The 14,848-nt window shown below is 42.0% G+C and carries 19 protein-coding genes; 4 read left to right on the forward strand and 15 right to left on the reverse strand.

What is annotated here, in order from left to right; translation table 11 throughout:
• Positions 1-318: 318 nt before the first annotated feature.
• On the forward strand, positions 319-786 hold the full coding sequence (locus tag ACW689_RS18535) for an RNA recognition motif domain-containing protein (RefSeq protein WP_476293597.1): 468 nt from the start codon (positions 319-321) through the stop codon (positions 784-786).
• Here ACW689_RS18535 and murI read toward each other — a convergent pair.
• The gene (murI, locus tag ACW689_RS18540; RefSeq protein ID WP_476293598.1) at positions 783-1,586 is read right to left on the reverse strand and encodes a glutamate racemase; all 804 of its coding nucleotides are present in this window, start codon (positions 1,584-1,586) and stop codon (positions 783-785) included. The genes ACW689_RS18535 and murI overlap by 4 nt on opposite strands.
• 41 nt (positions 1,587-1,627) lie before the next feature.
• Entirely contained in the window at positions 1,628-2,722 is a 1,095-nt protein-coding gene (locus ACW689_RS18545; RefSeq protein WP_476293599.1) for a DUF5610 domain-containing protein, read from the reverse strand.
• A 185-nt stretch (positions 2,723-2,907) separates the two neighbouring features.
• On the opposite strand from ACW689_RS18545, the gene trmA reads away from it, so the two are divergent.
• Entirely contained in the window at positions 2,908-4,005 is a 1,098-nt protein-coding gene (trmA, locus tag ACW689_RS18550) for a tRNA (uridine(54)-C5)-methyltransferase TrmA (protein ID WP_476293600.1), read from the forward strand.
• 62 nt (positions 4,006-4,067) lie between these two features.
• Here the strand turns inward: trmA and ACW689_RS18555 are convergent, their stop codons facing one another.
• From ACW689_RS18555 to ccoG, 4 genes are all read right to left on the reverse strand, one after another.
• Positions 4,068-4,700, reverse strand: coding sequence for a thiol:disulfide interchange protein DsbA/DsbL (locus tag ACW689_RS18555; protein ID WP_476293601.1), 633 nt, complete (start codon positions 4,698-4,700; stop codon positions 4,068-4,070).
• Between the two features lie 15 nt (positions 4,701-4,715).
• The gene (locus ACW689_RS18560; protein ID WP_476293602.1) at positions 4,716-5,348 is read right to left on the reverse strand and encodes a thiol:disulfide interchange protein DsbA/DsbL; all 633 of its coding nucleotides are present in this window, start codon (positions 5,346-5,348) and stop codon (positions 4,716-4,718) included.
• Positions 5,349-5,366: 18 nt separating this feature from the next.
• Positions 5,367-6,341 carry a serine/threonine protein kinase gene (locus ACW689_RS18565; RefSeq protein WP_476293603.1) on the reverse strand — a complete coding sequence of 325 codons (975 nt, stop codon included), beginning with the start codon at positions 6,339-6,341 and terminating at the stop codon, positions 5,367-5,369.
• A 65-nt stretch (positions 6,342-6,406) separates the two neighbouring features.
• Positions 6,407-7,834: a cytochrome c oxidase accessory protein CcoG gene (gene ccoG, locus ACW689_RS18570; RefSeq protein WP_476293604.1), complete on the reverse strand. Its 1,428-nt coding sequence runs from the start codon at positions 7,832-7,834 to the stop codon at positions 6,407-6,409.
• A gap of 275 nt (positions 7,835-8,109) precedes the next feature.
• On the opposite strand from ccoG, the gene ACW689_RS18575 reads away from it, so the two are divergent.
• Both ACW689_RS18575 and ACW689_RS18580 read left to right on the forward strand, forming a co-directional pair.
• Positions 8,110-8,469 carry a hypothetical protein gene (locus tag ACW689_RS18575; protein ID WP_476293605.1) on the forward strand — a complete coding sequence of 120 codons (360 nt, stop codon included), beginning with the start codon at positions 8,110-8,112 and terminating at the stop codon, positions 8,467-8,469.
• The gene (locus ACW689_RS18580) at positions 8,466-8,672 is read left to right on the forward strand and encodes a hypothetical protein (protein WP_476293607.1); all 207 of its coding nucleotides are present in this window, start codon (positions 8,466-8,468) and stop codon (positions 8,670-8,672) included. The genes ACW689_RS18575 and ACW689_RS18580 overlap by 4 nt, the downstream gene beginning before the upstream one ends.
• On the opposite strand, the gene ACW689_RS18585 is transcribed toward ACW689_RS18580, so the two are convergent.
• The 9 genes from ACW689_RS18585 to gspG are packed head-to-tail and all read right to left on the reverse strand — an operon-like array spanning position 8,669 to position 14,809.
• Positions 8,669-9,259 (reverse strand): UPF0149 family protein, encoded by a 591-nt coding sequence (locus tag ACW689_RS18585; RefSeq protein WP_476293608.1) that lies wholly within the window; start codon positions 9,257-9,259, stop codon positions 8,669-8,671. The genes ACW689_RS18580 and ACW689_RS18585 overlap by 4 nt on opposite strands.
• Positions 9,260-9,268: 9 nt before the next feature.
• Positions 9,269-10,027 carry a type II secretion system protein N gene (locus tag ACW689_RS18590; RefSeq protein ID WP_476293609.1) on the reverse strand — a complete coding sequence of 253 codons (759 nt, stop codon included), beginning with the start codon at positions 10,025-10,027 and terminating at the stop codon, positions 9,269-9,271.
• Between the two features lie 3 nt (positions 10,028-10,030).
• Positions 10,031-10,507, reverse strand: a complete 477-nt coding sequence (gspM, locus tag ACW689_RS18595) for a type II secretion system protein GspM (RefSeq protein WP_476293610.1) — start codon at positions 10,505-10,507, stop codon at positions 10,031-10,033.
• Positions 10,504-11,712 (reverse strand): type II secretion system protein GspL, encoded by a 1,209-nt coding sequence (gspL, locus tag ACW689_RS18600; RefSeq protein ID WP_476293611.1) that lies wholly within the window; start codon positions 11,710-11,712, stop codon positions 10,504-10,506. The genes gspM and gspL overlap by 4 nt, the downstream gene beginning before the upstream one ends.
• Positions 11,709-12,689: a type II secretion system minor pseudopilin GspK gene (gspK, locus tag ACW689_RS18605; RefSeq protein WP_476293612.1), complete on the reverse strand. Its 981-nt coding sequence runs from the start codon at positions 12,687-12,689 to the stop codon at positions 11,709-11,711. Before gspK ends, gspL begins: the two co-directional genes overlap by 4 nt.
• On the reverse strand, positions 12,686-13,411 hold the full coding sequence (gene gspJ / locus ACW689_RS18610; protein WP_476293614.1) for a type II secretion system minor pseudopilin GspJ: 726 nt from the start codon (positions 13,409-13,411) through the stop codon (positions 12,686-12,688). Before gspJ ends, gspK begins: the two co-directional genes overlap by 4 nt.
• Positions 13,411-13,785: a type II secretion system minor pseudopilin GspI gene (gspI, locus tag ACW689_RS18615; protein ID WP_476293615.1), complete on the reverse strand. Its 375-nt coding sequence runs from the start codon at positions 13,783-13,785 to the stop codon at positions 13,411-13,413. Before gspI ends, gspJ begins: the two co-directional genes overlap by 1 nt.
• The gene (locus ACW689_RS18620) at positions 13,782-14,378 is read right to left on the reverse strand and encodes a prepilin-type N-terminal cleavage/methylation domain-containing protein (RefSeq protein ID WP_476293616.1); all 597 of its coding nucleotides are present in this window, start codon (positions 14,376-14,378) and stop codon (positions 13,782-13,784) included. The genes gspI and ACW689_RS18620 overlap by 4 nt, the downstream gene beginning before the upstream one ends.
• 5 nt (positions 14,379-14,383) lie before the next feature.
• Complete coding sequence (gene gspG, locus ACW689_RS18625) at positions 14,384-14,809, reverse strand: type II secretion system major pseudopilin GspG (protein ID WP_476293617.1); 426 nt, start codon at positions 14,807-14,809, stop codon at positions 14,384-14,386.
• Between the last annotated feature and the right edge of the window lie 39 nt (positions 14,810-14,848).

A 14,848-nucleotide genomic window follows, 5' to 3' on the forward strand; every position in this document is an offset into this window, starting at 1 on the left:
GTTTTCTTGGTAAGAAGTTTCAAGATTAAGTTTTACTTGACCCTGACTCGTTTCGTTTTCGCTTTAGTGCGTAGCGCTCCGTGTCAGTGGGGTCGCATTATAGGGCGATCCTTTTTTTGATCAAGCGTTTTTTATTCTTTTTTTGTTTGTTTGCACACTTTGTGAGCAAAACTATCTAAAACACAGTTTTTTGCCCACTTTTAATGCAATTTCCTGAGCTATGCCTATTTTTATTATTGCGAAGTTTATTTATCTCGTTAATATAGCTTCCTTATTTGTTAATTTAATGTTTATCCTCTGTTTATTGGTAACTCTATTATGAAATCATCGTCTCAAAAGTCTTTTATTATTACGCTAGTATTGGCGGTTGCAGGGTTTATTGCGGCGCAATTTTTATTTTCTAGTATTGAAATTAGCGCACCGATCACATTTGCTGTGGGGATCTTAATCGGCGGCCTCGCAGTGATAGCAACTTCTACCACATCAACATCTGATCCTTTACAAGATGTAGCAACTAAAACACTTTATGTAGGTAACCTACCTTATAAAGCAAATGAAGGAGTTGTTAGAGAACTATTCGCGCAACAAGGACAAGTATTCAGTGTTCGACTATTAAAGGATAAAAATACCGGCAAACGTCGCGGTTTTGGGTTTGTAGAAATGGCCGAACAAGATGCTGATAAAGCAATTGCCCAACTAAACGACAAAGAATTCCAACAAAGAACGCTAAAAGTACGCGCGGCAAAACAAAAGCAGTTTGAAGGTGATGAATCAAACGCTATTTAACAGCTCAGCTCAATAGGCAGTAGCTTTACTTCCTTATTGTAATGAGAGATATCAGATGCCGTTGCGTAAAAACGTAACGGCATTTCATTTTTTACATGGCTACTTTTAAGTTTATCGGCTAATAAAAACCGTACGCGATTAGCAATAGCATCGCCTGAATCAACAAGTGCGACTTGCTCTGTGTAAAACGCAGCCAAAGACTGAGCCAAAATTGGAAAATGCGTACAACCTAAAACAATACTATCTACGTCGGGATGAATGCCAATGTGTGATAACTCCTCTGCAATTGCCTGTTCATCTAAAATCTGCTGCCAATAATACAGCTCAGCTAATCGCACAAGTTTTGTAGACTGGTGCAAATCTACCTGACAGTGCATCGCATGGTTAGTAATTAAATCTCGCGTATATTGATTACTTGATGTGGCCGGTGTGGCAAGAAGCGCAATACGTTTTGTTTGGCTCATTGCTGCTGCCGGTTTGATTGCTGGCACAACACCTACAATGGGAATATCGGTACACTGACGAGTGGTCGCAAGTGCATAAGTTGACGCAGTGTTGCACGCTATAACAATGAGGTCGACTTTTCGATGAAAACGACCAAGGCGTTGCACTAAACATCTTAACCGTTTTTGGATAGTTTCTTCAGATTGAAGTCCATAAGGCAGCAGGGCATTGTCCATCACATAGCTATATTCTGCAAACGGGAGTTTCGCACGAATGCGCTCCAACACACTCGTACCTCCGATACCTGAATCAAACACCAATATGTGAGGCAAAGCACAACCGCTAAAAAATGACACTTGCGCGGCAGTTTGCCATGCGACACATTAAAAATAAATGACTACTCAGCGTCTTTCTTATCTAACTGACCAAAAAAACCTTGCGTATAGTCAAAAAACTCTTTTAGTCGAGCCTGTCCTTCATTCAACCAAGCAAGGATGTCTGGCAATTGTTTTTCAATTCCCAATTGTTTGCCTTGAACGTGAATGTTTTCCAGTTGCTTGTCTAAAGGCTGTAGCCCTTTCTCAATCTCTTTAAGCGGATTTGACTGCTGATACTGACTAATCGCGGCGGTCGTTTTAGACTGACGAAGATCCATAGTAAAGTTTGCTATCTGATCACTCTCTATATTCAATGACTTGGCTTTATCAAACGCGTCGTCATACTCACCTGAGAAAAACGAATCACTGACATTGCGCACATCTTTCATCATTTCATTAATTGCATTTTGCTCTTCTTGGTTAAGCTCACCATTGACGATTATCGAGAAGCTGACTTCATGCTGAGTATGCTGGCCAACAGCGAAGCCATGTTCATTTCCTTTTTGACTATAAGCCGCAGCCTTTGATTCAGAACGTGCATCACTGAATGTAATTTTAACTTCGTCACCTTCAGCGGTAGTGAAACTATATTCAGCCTGATTTGAAAGACTGGCATACTGCGCCTCGCTGACTTGCATTGATTGCGACTTAGGACTGAACAACGACTCTTCAAACTCATCAAGCCCTTTGAAAATTCCATCATGCGCTTTTTCTATTCCTTGCTCAATTTCATCATTATAGGACTTTGCCCCTTTTAACTCTTCCGTGGCTTCATCAATCCCCATTTGCACGCCTTTGCGAGCGGCGCCTAACATCTCTTTTAGTTCATCGTCATTTTTGCCGTCAACCTTTGCGCGTTTCACCGCCGCCGTCACGAAATCCAGTACATTTTTGGTAATAGCTTCAAAATCAAATAATGGCTTTTCTTTTTCAGCTTTTTTTTCTATACCGAGTGCCTGTGCTAACTTATCGTCTAGCACCATAGCAGCCAGTTTATTTTTATCACCAAAGTAGCTATCTGAATTTAATTTTACGCTGGGTGCAAAATTATCTGGTCTATTTGCTTTATTAGTCAGTGCGGGGTTAAGCAACTGATGTAACTGTCCTATTTTCATAACATGGCTCCAAATATCGTGGTCATCTTGTGTTAAACACAACCATCCGTTCCTTGTTATCGACCAGAATAAACTTAACTAAAGAGTTTTTAGTATAAAAAAGAAACAATTTTTATGCGATAAACTGGACAAATCGGCAGCGCCCCCTAAAATAGCGCGTCTGAATTTTGCAAGGTACTTCTTATATGGCTGTCATTTTAATAGATACTTCCGAATACGAGCAGCAGCTCGCTGAAAAACAACAACGCATCAGCGCACAATTCGCTAAGTTCAATGCGCCAGAGCTGGAAGTGTATGACTCGCCAAAAACACAATACAGACAACGTGCGGAATTCCGCGTTTGGCATGAAGGCGACGATCTATTCCATATCATGTTTGATCAAGCGACTAAGCAGAAAATCCGCGTTGATCGATTTGATCCAGCCGCACCACTTATCAGCGAAATCATGCAAGTCATGATGGATAAACTTCGTGACAACGAAGTCCTGCGTCGAAAACTCTTTCAAATCGATTATCTTTCAACGCTTAGCGGGGAAATACTCGTCAGCTTACTTTATCACAAAGCACTTGATGAACAATGGCAGGAGGCGATGCAAACACTTCGTGCTGAATTACAACAAGTGTATAAAATTGATTTCATTGGTCGAGCTCGCAAGCAAAAAGTGGTCTTTGGTGATGACTTTGTCACTGAGAAACTTCAGGTGAACGGCCAAGAGCTCATTTATCAGCAAGTTGAAAACAGCTTTACACAGCCAAATGCCAAGGTGAATGAAAAGATGCTGGCATGGGCACAATCGGTATGTACTCCTCTGAACAACGATTTACTCGAACTCTATTGTGGCAACGGTAACTTTTCCATCGCGCTGGCTGGCAGCTTTAATAAGGTACTGGCAACAGAAATTTCTAAATCATCGGTTCACTCTGCTCAGTACAATATTGCCGCCAACAAAGTTGAAAACTTAGACATCATCCGTATGTCGAGTGAAGAGTTTACCCAAGCAATGAAAGGTGAACGCAACTTCTCAAGACTCAACGGTATCGACTTAAATGACTATGATTGTCAAACTATTTTGGTCGACCCTCCACGTGCTGGGATGGATGAGTTAACTTGCAAGCTCGTGTCGAACTACGACAACATTATTTATATTTCTTGCAATCCAGATACGCTAGAGCGAGACCTTGAGCTACTATGCAAGACACATACGATCTCTCGTATCGCCATTTTTGACCAGTTCCCATATACTCATCATGTTGAGTCGGGCGTATTTTTGCAACGCAAGTGACAAGAGTTAAAGAGCACAAAAAAGCCTCGTGATGACGAGGCTTTTTTGTATTTAAACGAGAGTTATTTCGTTGCCAAATAATTGATCAAAGCACTGATCTGCTCTGGCGTTGTCGTTTTTGACTCGCGTAATAACAACTTGTATTTACCATTTACGATAAAGGTCGGCACTCCACTTAATGCACCTTTTTCTTGTAATTGCGCTTGATTACGTGCCATACGAGATGCTTTGGTGCGAACCGAAAAACTCTTGTATAACTTATCAAATTTATCGCCATCAACACCTTGCGATACAAAAATATCTTTAATGTCAGCAAGCTCGTTAATTTTTCCACGCTTTGTATGAATGTGTGTAAACAACGCGGAAACAATAGCCTCTTTCTGTGGCAAAACTGCGGCCGTTGCCAGCGCGTTAGACATCATTTTTTGAATTTCAGGATCACGTGAACCAACAAAATCGACGTGACTTTTCTTAAACTTAACACCCTTATCAAGCTTAGGCTTAAATTCAGCAATCAAAGGCTCAAATGCTTTACAAGCAGGACAATAAAACGAAAAGTATTCTGTCACTTCAGGTTTTTTTGTACCGCGCTCTGCAACCACTTCGTAATGTACGCCCTCTTCATACTGCACAGCAGCATTGGCGAACATAGGCAGCATCATTGCAATGGCCGCAGCTTTGATTAATTTCAACATTGATATCTCCAACTCTTATTTTTCTAGTAAGTACTTTACTAATTCATTTAACTCTTGCTGACTTTTTAGTTCTTTCATGTTTATTGTGTACTTGTCGTTAACGATAAACGTCGGTACGCCTCTCAACGCGCCGAGTTTACCAAAATGCTCTTGTTGATCCTGCATTTTTTTCTCTGCAGCAATCACCAACATGCTACTTAGTTGTTGGTCAAATTGTGCTTCACTAATACCATGACCGGCGAGCAGCTTTTTAACTTCTTTAATATCCGTCAATCTGTTGCCTTTTTTGTGAATGGTATTAAATAAGTCTGCTGCGACTTCCTTACCTTTGCCCATCTGATTGGCAATAATATAGGCATAGCTCAAGTTACTTTGCACTTGTGCTGGTATCCCACCTAAAAAGTTCACGTGACTCTTTTCGAAGCTCGCTCCTTTAGGTAACCCCTGCTCTAACGCAATAGCAATCGGTTCAAATTGATAACAATGCGGACAGTAGAACGAGAAAAACTCGGTCACTTTGGCATTCGCGCTCTTTGTATTATCAAGTGTTTTGAAATGTGTACCATCAACAAATTCAGCCGCATGCGTAGCAAATGCCATTAGAGGAATACATAGAATCAATAATGATTGTTTTATTATTTTAAACATAAAAGTCTCTTTAATTTTTTAAGGAAATAAGCTCAAAGCAGGTTCATGCAAAATGGCGTATTGTTCTTTTAAAGCCAAAATTTGTTGTTCCCAATATTTGTCTGTCGCAAACCACGAAAAGTTCCGTGGAAAAGCGGGGTCCTGCCACCTCGTCGCCAACCAGCCCATGTAATGTACCATTCTCATAGCTCGCAACGGTTCTATCAAATTCAATTGTTGTTGATCAAACGAATTAAACTCTTCATACCCTGATAGCAAGGTATCAAGTTGCATTATCTGCTCTTGCTTGTCGCCATTAAGCATCATCCATAAGTCTTGGATCATAGGCCCTTGTCGACAATCGTCTAAATCAACCAACATCAAGTTATCGCCTGACCACAGAATATTGCCAGCATGACAGTCACCATGCAAACGGATCTGCTCAACTTGTTGGTATTCATTTTCAGTCTTAGCAATCAGTTGTTCTAGAATCATCAATAATGGGGTTTCTAGTTGCATCGGGATCAACTGACTATCAATTACTGCGGTTCTAGCGCGGTGAAGATAATCTTGACAAGTGATACTTGGGCGATATTTAAATTGATGATTTCCTGCGACGCCATGCATTCGGCCAATATAACGCCCCAAAACCTCTAACTGATCAAGATTATCCATTTCAAACTGACGGCCACCAACACTTGGGAACAGCGCAAAGCGATAGCCTTGATAATGAAAAAGGCTAACTCCATCGCGTTTTACAGGTGCCACAACGGGCACTTCAGAAGCCTCGAGATCAAATGCAAATTGATGCTCCTCTAAAATCTGCTCGTCACTCCAACGCTGTGGACGATAAAACTTCACTACATAACGACGGTTGTCGTCTGCTTTGAACTGATAAACTCGGTTTTCATAGCTGTTTAGTGCCAACAAACCTGACTCTGGGAAAATGCCAACACTCTCAATGGCATCAAGCATGAAGTCGGGCGTTAGACTGGCAAAGCAAAATTCACTCATAGTTGTCTCTGTGATAAAAAAAGCGGGGAAACCCCGCTTTTACTGATAGAAGCTAGTGTACTGAACTATTTGCCTTTAAAAAAGTTCGTTTGCTGTATCAACTTGTCTTCAGGTGCATCTGTTGGGTAAATTGAAAACTCAAACTCTGTCACTGGCTTCTTCAAATCATATGGATCGATTATCACTGATAGAGGTACGTCCATAGAGCGCCCTGCTTCAACCGTTACCTGCTGTTTGCCTAACACTTTAAAATGCTCTAGGCCTAATACTTCGATAGCAAAAGTTTGTGTTTGTTGCGCCTTGTTGATCACTTTTAGGGTGTAAGTATTTTCAACTAAGCCGTCAAAGTTAACGCGATATAATTGATTTCTATCACGAATAATATCCAGCTCCATTGGTTTACGCATAGCAATATTAGCCACCAAAGCACCAGAGAGCACCAACAGAATACACAGATAACCTATCAATTTGCCACGAATTGGCTTGGTTTTTTCCGATGACGTTTCTAAGTTCCGCTCGGTCGTGTATGAAATCAGGCCTTTTGGATAATTCATCTTATCCATCACCCCATCACAAGCATCAATACAAGCGCCACAGTTGATACATTCGTACTGCAAGCCATTACGAATATCGATGCCAGTGGGGCACACCTGCACGCAGAGGTTACAGTCAATGCAATCTCCTAACCCCAACTCTTTTGGATCTTGCTTTCTTGAGCGAGGACCACGAGACTCTCCTCGTTTAACATCGTAGCTTACGGTAAAGGTATCTTTATCGAACATGGCAGATTGAAAGCGTGAGTATGGACAGATATGCAGGCACATGATTTCACGCATCCATCCCGCGTTACCATAAGTACACACCGCAAACACGGCTATGCTCAATAACGCATATCCACTGGCTGACAAAGTGATCAGGTTGGGGAGGAGTTCTCGAATAGGTGTGAAATAGCCAACAAAGGTGATCGCAGTGTAAAGTGAAAATAATATCCAACTACCATGCTTGGCCGATTTGCGCCAAAACTTTTCAAAATCCATAGGACGTTGATCTAACTTTTTCCGTTGATTGGCAGAGCCTTCGAACTTTTCTTCAAACCAGATGAATATGAATGTCCATATCGTTTGCGGGCAGGTATAACCGCACCATACACGTCCATAGAAAGTAGTCACCAAAAATAATGCAAAGGCGGCTATCATCAAGATGAATGCCAAAATGGTGAGATCTTGCGGTAATAAAGTTAACCCAAAAATATTAAATTTTTGCTCAAAAAGGTCGAATAACACCGCTTGATGACCGTGGAAACTCAGCCAAGGCAGCACCATAAATGCAAGCATGCCCACAAAACCGATACGCCTGCGTAATATCTGATGTAACCCTTGGACAGCTCGCACATAAATACGGTTTCTCGGATTAAACCTATCTGGTTGAAGGTTATCCGGCTTTTGAATTTTTACATCCGTGGGAATATTTTTGACTTTGATCTGCTTGTCCATCTAAGCTCCTTAAGCCGCCATGATCGACAGGTACTTGCTACAGTGACCTTTATTAGAATAGGGGTATTATAAGCAAGCTTAGCAGCTGATTGATACCTGCCAACAGCTATAACGCTTAAATAAAACTGTAAACTATAAATTTATTAAATAGCAGATACTTAACTTATAGACAGAGTTTACCACGTGTTTCATTGCTTGCTTTTAAGTCGGCTATTTTATTACACTAGGAGATTTACCGATGCTACTGAGATCAAAGAATTCTTGAAAAACGCATTATGAAAAAGTTTTTATTATTGTTAGCTGTGGTTGTCGCATTATTTACCACCAATGTGGAAGTAGTAAAACAACCACGAGATAGGCTCATTAACGACATCATCGCAGTATTGAGCGAATCGACTAAAGTGCAAAGACCATCCTTAGCAAGGGTTGCTTTAGTCAGTATAGAGCAACAGGTCGAGCTCACACCTGAACAACTAGAGCACTTAAGCACAGAACTTGCGAACGACCTTGCATTACGTCAGTTTTATCAGCAATATTGTAAGGAAAGAGAAATGAGCCTTTACTTTTTTACCGATAAGCTCGAGACAATATGCGAGCTTATCGAACGTGCAGCAAGTAAAACAGGGACTTTATGAACGATTTTACTCAATTGAATAAACAGCGTGCAGCCTCTTTTAACAAACAAAAGCAGCTGCTGAAAAAGCTCAGCGCTGGGCAAACAATCTTATGTGAAACATGTAATGCACCGTTAAAGCTCAATTTAGCGGTAGACGCATCGCAAAAAGGACACGTCTGTTGTTCAAAAGGTTGTACTCATATTGAGTTAGAGATTGCCTAAAAGCCTTCTTCATCTTCATCGAATAACCCGCTCGCAACAGCAACGTTTTCTATTAGTTGCGCGTAGTCGGGGGCGAAATCTCTCGCCAAATCACTCTGCTGGGTAAGAAAAACATGCTCATCCAAATTGAGCTGAGCGCAGTACTGTTTGATCTGCTCTAATGATAAAGAGAAAAAAGCCAACTGTTCAGTCGCCACCTGCAATGCTTGTTTAAGTTCTGTAGACAGCCCCTTAGCTTGCATGAGGTGCTCAAAATACGGTTGTGCCGCCTGCAAAAAGCCGGTGCTCCATTCGTGTTTCGTTTGATAATCAGCATTATTCAGCCAAGGTAATATGTACTGCTGTGAAAAAACCTGTTCACTGATATAATGATGCAAAGCCATAAACGCAAATATAACATCTTCAGCTAATTGCTCATCGCCCGAAGTGATCTCACCAAGCCACAGCTCCACTTCTACGCTAGATGGGCCACAGATCATCGCAAACAAATAACCTTCTATCTGCGACAGAGTCATCGCAGAAGGTCTTTTTACCAAGTATTCAGTGAGCAATACTTGATGTTGCTCAGTATAATTAAACTCTAACATCACACTACTTTATAAATTAACGGGATAGCGACCTTCACTATCTGGGCGACCTAAAAACTTCACAGCGTCGTGCACTTCTTTTGGTAATGAAGGGTCTGGTTTGATATTACCAGCTACGCGAAATTGGAAATTATCAGCCAAAATAGCGTCAGCTTGCAGACCCAAACGATTTTCAGGGTCTACAAGCACCGCAATATCGCCAGACTTACAACTTAGACTACCAGCCAGAGGACCAATCTCGAACCAACCAGTTAAACCCTCAACAGAAATACCAGGGCTGCGGATCTCACCCTTTAGTGCCTCACAATAAGGTGCACCGCTATTATATTGGTCAATATCTAACAATACGCGTCCTTTTGCATTAACGGGTAACGGCAAAGTGACCTGCGACATGGCTTGTTCGACACTAAAGCGTGCCATTGCATCAGATAAGGAAATCGATTGATCAAACAAACCCACATTGAAATCAGTCCGACCCGACAGTTGTGATTTATCACGAGCATTACCAAAGCGTAAATTACCTTGCATATTACCAATTAACAACGCAGGTGCCTCAATACGCCAGCGCACATCATCTAACTGTACATTGCTGACTCTAAGCTCGCTCACTTGGCCTTGCCAAACAGTGCCTGTTACAGCGCCAATCTGCAAACTTGGTGGTAAATGCTTACCCGCCAACTGCAATGCCAACGAAGCAGGCATGTTGTAAAGAGTAAACAAAGCAAACGCAATTATAAACGTAAGGACTAGGCTAATGGTCTTTTTCATTTTTTAATTCTCTAACAGCAAACGACTAACACGTACAAAGCCCGGCGCACTATCTTGTGCCAAATCCAAACTATCCACTCTTACTCCGTGCTGATTAGTTAATTCATCTAACCAAGCAATTAGTTTGTTAAATTCAACAGAATCAATAGTAAGGCGCAATGCCTCATTACTCGGCTGCATTTTGCTAATATTAATTTGGTATTGGCCACGTGTGCGATTCACCAATGCAGATAAGTTACCTGAACGACCGCGGGTGTTGGCCGATGCGCTGTGCTTAAGTTTACCCACACTATTGTTAACCCATGCCACTAATTCTTGCTGGCGCTGCTTATCTTTTTGCGCCTTTTCAACTGCACTATTGAGCGGTTTAAACACTCCCATAATCAGCACAAAAATGGTGAAAACCACCGCAGCGATAATCAACAGCTTTTGCTCTTGCTCTTTTAAAGAGTGCCAGTATTTTAATGCTTGCTGCTTCATGCTTCACCTCGTAAACGGATCTCACCAATCACTACGTCACCGTCATTGTTCAAAGACCCCTGTTGAACGCTCAAACCGCGCTGCTCCAAAATGGCTTTGACCTGCCCAAAGGTTTGGAAACCATTGGCTCGCGCACGAATTCTCAACTCGTTACGACGACTGTCATAGCGCAGTGTTTCCGGTGTAAAGTTTTCAACTTCACCATAAACGGCCACTAAATGATTAGTTAGCTCTAAAAAGCCACCTTGTTGTGTGCCACTCAGTCCAGCAAGCTCACCTTGAATTTGTTTTTTCAATAGGTGCGGACGTACTGTCTTACCAGGGAATGCTTTTTGATAACTCGCTACCGCTTGCGATTTAAACTCATCCGCTTGTTTTTGCAACATCATGAGCTGAGTGCCTTTGACCACCACAAAACATCCAATGGCTACACTTGCAGCCAACAGACCGCTCTTCCAATCACGCCACCATTGTGGTTGTTTCTTCTTCGCAGCAAATAGGCCTTGACGCAAATTAAATGATGTTGTGCTTAAGTTCTTGGCAAACAAAGCCAGTGGCAAGTCATATTCTGCTTCTTTCGCCTCTTTTGGCGCAATATCAGGTATGCTCTGTGCTGGGCTGTAATGTACTATTTTTTGCGGTTGTAACGCATATAAATAATCCGCTCCCCAGCTCTTTTCAATCGCACTGATATGCCAAGAACCTTGGCGGCATAACCATTGATCGCCCAGCTCAATCATAGTCAGAGTGTCGTCATCAATATGTGGCAATAGCAGCGCATCAGGTAATACACGTGTCAGTTCAATATCATGCTTTGCAAAAACGTCAAACCACTCTTGTAACCATGCTTTGTCACAAATCGCCACTTGTACGGTGTGTTTATCACCGTCCATACTTGGACCAGAAATAGCCACAAACAACTCATCTACATCACAAGCTATTTGCTCTTCGAGCATAAATGGTAACGCTTGCTCTAGCTTGCGATTCCATTTCGTTGGCAAATCAACTGTTTTAAGTTGCACCTGTGCTGCACTCAATAGCAGAGTTACTTCTCTGCTTTGCGCTTTCTCTGTCAATTGTGACAACTGCTCAGCATTATCCAGTTCACCACTGGCAATGATCTGCTCATCGGATGATGAAAATACCAACCAATGAATTGGGTTATTAGCTGATTGATCCGAGCGGATCACCAATTTTTCTGTCACTGTACGCCTCCAAATTTTCGCGCCAGTATGGTTGCTTGACCTTGATTTATTTGAATAATTGAGGTCATTGCAAAGCGCCTATCATCAAATAGGGCTTTTGCGCGTAACTTAAAATAATTGCTGTTTAAGGTAAATAATTCTTCACTTTGCTTATCGACTTTTGCCCCTTGGTTACGGGCTTCAGTAAAAAATTCATCGATATTGTCGAACCCTTTCTCTGGACGGGCTGATATAACAGCTTGCGCACCAGACTCACTCAAACCATCTAACAGAGCACTCAATAATAATGCTTGTTCGGGTTTAACCGTATTCACATTCACTTTTAATTCTGTACTGCCAGGGATCACACACACATAAGGCTCGATTTTTTGCATAACTAAAGGGTTAAACCCTTTGATGATGCGCAGCTCAGAAGCAGATGCCAACATATTATTCGCAGCTAAATAAGGCATTTGCTTAGACATATATTCGTCTTCTTCAGCGCCTGAGCGAAACGTTATACTGTCCTCATCAAGCCAATCGTAAACACTGTCAGCAAGCGCCTCTTCACTTTCTTCTACAGGTAAATCTTCAATATTTGTTAGCAGCGATAACAATGCCTTATGAGCGGGGTTTGTATCATTCACCGATGCCCCTTGTTTTTTCGGCTCACGCAACGCATTCAAATTTAAACACGCCTGTAAATCCGTAACTTGACCACTCAAAGTACCATGATCAACGGGGTAAGGGACTTCACTTAGGGCCCAAGGTTGACCCAAATGTACTTTATCAGGGTCATCTTTTTTACTTTCTAGGATCACCTTTTTGACTAATTCTTCGGCACCATAGCTATACCATTTGGCCTGCTGATGCGTTTGGATATTCTGTGCTCGTTGCACCTGCACCATTAGATTTGCGGCCATTTCCGCAGCGATAGTGGCCGCCAATGCGACAATAAATAACACAATGATTAAAGCCGCGCCATTTTGTTTATTCATGAGCGACCTCCTCGCGAGCCACCCGAACCACGCTGTCCACCACCTTGGTTCTGTCCACTACCTTGATTTTGTCCAGCACCTTGCCCTGAGCTATTGGGAGTGCTACTTACCGCCTGCTGCTCTTTGCCATTGCCTGGAGTTAAAAATAGGCGCTTAATTTCTGGCGTATCTTTGAGTTTAAGCGTTACCGCAACAGCAAGAGGCAAGGCCTTTTTTTTCCAGTCGTTTTGCCACTTTTGTTGGTCATCTAGAAATTCGAATTTGAGTTCTTCAATATTTTCTATAACAACCTGTGAGCGCGGCTCTGCGCCATCTAGCTCATCAACATAAATTCGATATATGCGTTCTAGGTTGTCATCAATAACGCGATAACCCACCGCTTGTAATTCAGAGCGAGGTAGTAAACTGATAGGGTTCGTCCAACCATCACGTACAAAAGCAATACCATCAAACTGGCTCTCTAACGCATAACGGCCATGTAAAATATAGCTTGGGTTGATATCGCCCGACTCATTGCGTACCTCACGCTTAGTCATTTGACTAAAATCTTGATCCATTAATCGAAACGTTGTTTGTAGCGCTTCGATTTCGGCAATGGTTTCTTCAGACGCTTCTTTAGCCTTGATAGTTGAGTCTAATATCTGATGTGTCACCATCACGACAAACGCTAAGATCCCTAACGCAACCATCACCTCTAAAAGAGTAAAACCACGTTGGCGCATTACGACTTACCCTTGAGCATAAATGTTGTGAGATCATAAACCGAATGCTTGAGCGCTTCGTCTGTATATACTTCTATAATTACTTTTACGAAACTTGGATCTGCCGTTGGAACAACTTTTTGTTGCCAATACCACATCTGCCCAGCCAGCTCTTCTTCGCCTTTCGTGCCATTTTTTCCGGCCCACTTTTCTGCGTTTGCTCGCATTTCAACAAGTCGATTTTCAGCAACCCAAGACGCATAGGTTTGATCTTCTAAGCTAGAAATATGGGTAATATGCTCTCCGGTAGCTTGCATAGCCGCAATCCCAGCCATAGCACAGATACTCATAGCAACCATGACTTCTAGGAGCGTAAAACCAACCACACGTTTCATGACTGTGGTTCCCGACGCAGTTTGACTGGTGCGATAAATTCACCTTCTATATAAAACACAGGCTCTCTTTGCTCCGCCAACTCCAAACTGATTTGGAATGCGCTGACCTCACCTGAAGAAAGGATAAGCACTTGCGGTACTTTCACCTTTCTCAATTCCAATAGGCTGTCTTCATCACTCGACCCCATTAGCTCTTGCCAGTTTGACTGTTCTAGCAGGTTGTCTTGTGACCAAGATAAATCTTCGGTAATCAACTGTGCACGAAACTGTTTTGTAAATTCTATGGGTTTGTAAAGTTCTTCAGCCTCGAACTCGGTCCAGGTTTCACCATCAAACACCAACATTTCTAGCGTATTTTTTTCTAAGCGTAACCCAAGCTCAACTTGATTCAACACCGCAAATTCGGAAGCAAGATTGATCACGCTGTGTACTTTCAATGCTTGTTTTTCTAGCTCTTCTTCCATATCGCCGCCAAAGCTGTAAGCAACCAGTTTGGTCGCAAAAGCAATGATCACAATCACCACGAGGATTTCTATTAAACTGAAACCTCGTGATGATTTAGAAAAAGAATGGAAAGGTATGCGGTGTGCCATATAGATTAACGTTGCTCTTCGTCATCCCAATTGCCGATATCATCTTCTGTGCCCACTTCACCGTCTGGACCCATAGAGAAGATGTCTATCTTGCCCATTTCACCTGGGCTCACTAGCTGGTACGGATTACCCCATGGGTCTTCAGGTAGCTTTGAAATAAAACCGCCATCAGGGAAACGTTTTGGCACAGGGTCAATAGTGGTTTGTGTTACCAGCGCTTCTAAACCTTGCTCTGTTGTTGGGTAAGCTTTGTTTTTAAGCTTGTACATATTCATCGCATCTTCTAGCTGCTGAATATCTATCTTCGATTTATCAATCGCCGCTTCTTCTTGCTGGCCCATGATATTTGGTGCCACGATAGACATGATCATACCAATGATCACCAGTACTACCATGATTTCTAATAATGAAAAACCTGATTGTCTATTCACAATATTTTCCTTCAATGTTTCTTAATTTTAATTGTTAAT

The sequence above is a fragment of the Pseudoalteromonas sp. ABE4_541 genome (assembly GCF_056312285.1).

Bases quoted from the DNA above. Each gene is read 5' to 3' on its own strand.
- ACW689_RS18580 (WP_476293607.1), top strand. From the start codon at position 8,466: ATGAACGATTTTACTCAATTGAATAAACAGCGTGCAGCCTCTTTTAAC.
- ACW689_RS18555 (WP_476293601.1), bottom strand. From the start codon at position 4,700: ATGTTGAAATTAATCAAAGCTGCGGCCATTGCAATGATGCTGCCTATG.
- ACW689_RS18565 (WP_476293603.1), bottom strand. From the start codon at position 6,341: ATGAGTGAATTTTGCTTTGCCAGTCTAACGCCCGACTTCATGCTTGAT.
- gspI (WP_476293615.1), bottom strand. From the start codon at position 13,785: ATGAAACGTGTGGTTGGTTTTACGCTCCTAGAAGTCATGGTTGCTATG.
- gspM (WP_476293610.1), bottom strand. From the start codon at position 10,507: ATGAAGCAGCAAGCATTAAAATACTGGCACTCTTTAAAAGAGCAAGAG.
- ACW689_RS18620 (WP_476293616.1), bottom strand. From the start codon at position 14,378: ATGGCACACCGCATACCTTTCCATTCTTTTTCTAAATCATCACGAGGT.
- ACW689_RS18575 (WP_476293605.1), top strand. From the start codon at position 8,110: ATGAAAAAGTTTTTATTATTGTTAGCTGTGGTTGTCGCATTATTTACC.
- ACW689_RS18560 (WP_476293602.1), bottom strand. From the start codon at position 5,348: ATGTTTAAAATAATAAAACAATCATTATTGATTCTATGTATTCCTCTA.
- trmA (WP_476293600.1), top strand. From the start codon at position 2,908: ATGGCTGTCATTTTAATAGATACTTCCGAATACGAGCAGCAGCTCGCT.
- ACW689_RS18590 (WP_476293609.1), bottom strand. From the start codon at position 10,027: ATGAAAAAGACCATTAGCCTAGTCCTTACGTTTATAATTGCGTTTGCT.
- ccoG (WP_476293604.1), bottom strand. From the start codon at position 7,834: ATGGACAAGCAGATCAAAGTCAAAAATATTCCCACGGATGTAAAAATT.
- ACW689_RS18545 (WP_476293599.1), bottom strand. From the start codon at position 2,722: ATGAAAATAGGACAGTTACATCAGTTGCTTAACCCCGCACTGACTAAT.
- gspK (WP_476293612.1), bottom strand. From the start codon at position 12,689: ATGAATAAACAAAATGGCGCGGCTTTAATCATTGTGTTATTTATTGTC.
- ACW689_RS18585 (WP_476293608.1), bottom strand. From the start codon at position 9,259: ATGTTAGAGTTTAATTATACTGAGCAACATCAAGTATTGCTCACTGAA.
- gspJ (WP_476293614.1), bottom strand. From the start codon at position 13,411: ATGCGCCAACGTGGTTTTACTCTTTTAGAGGTGATGGTTGCGTTAGGG.
- ACW689_RS18535 (WP_476293597.1), top strand. From the start codon at position 319: ATGAAATCATCGTCTCAAAAGTCTTTTATTATTACGCTAGTATTGGCG.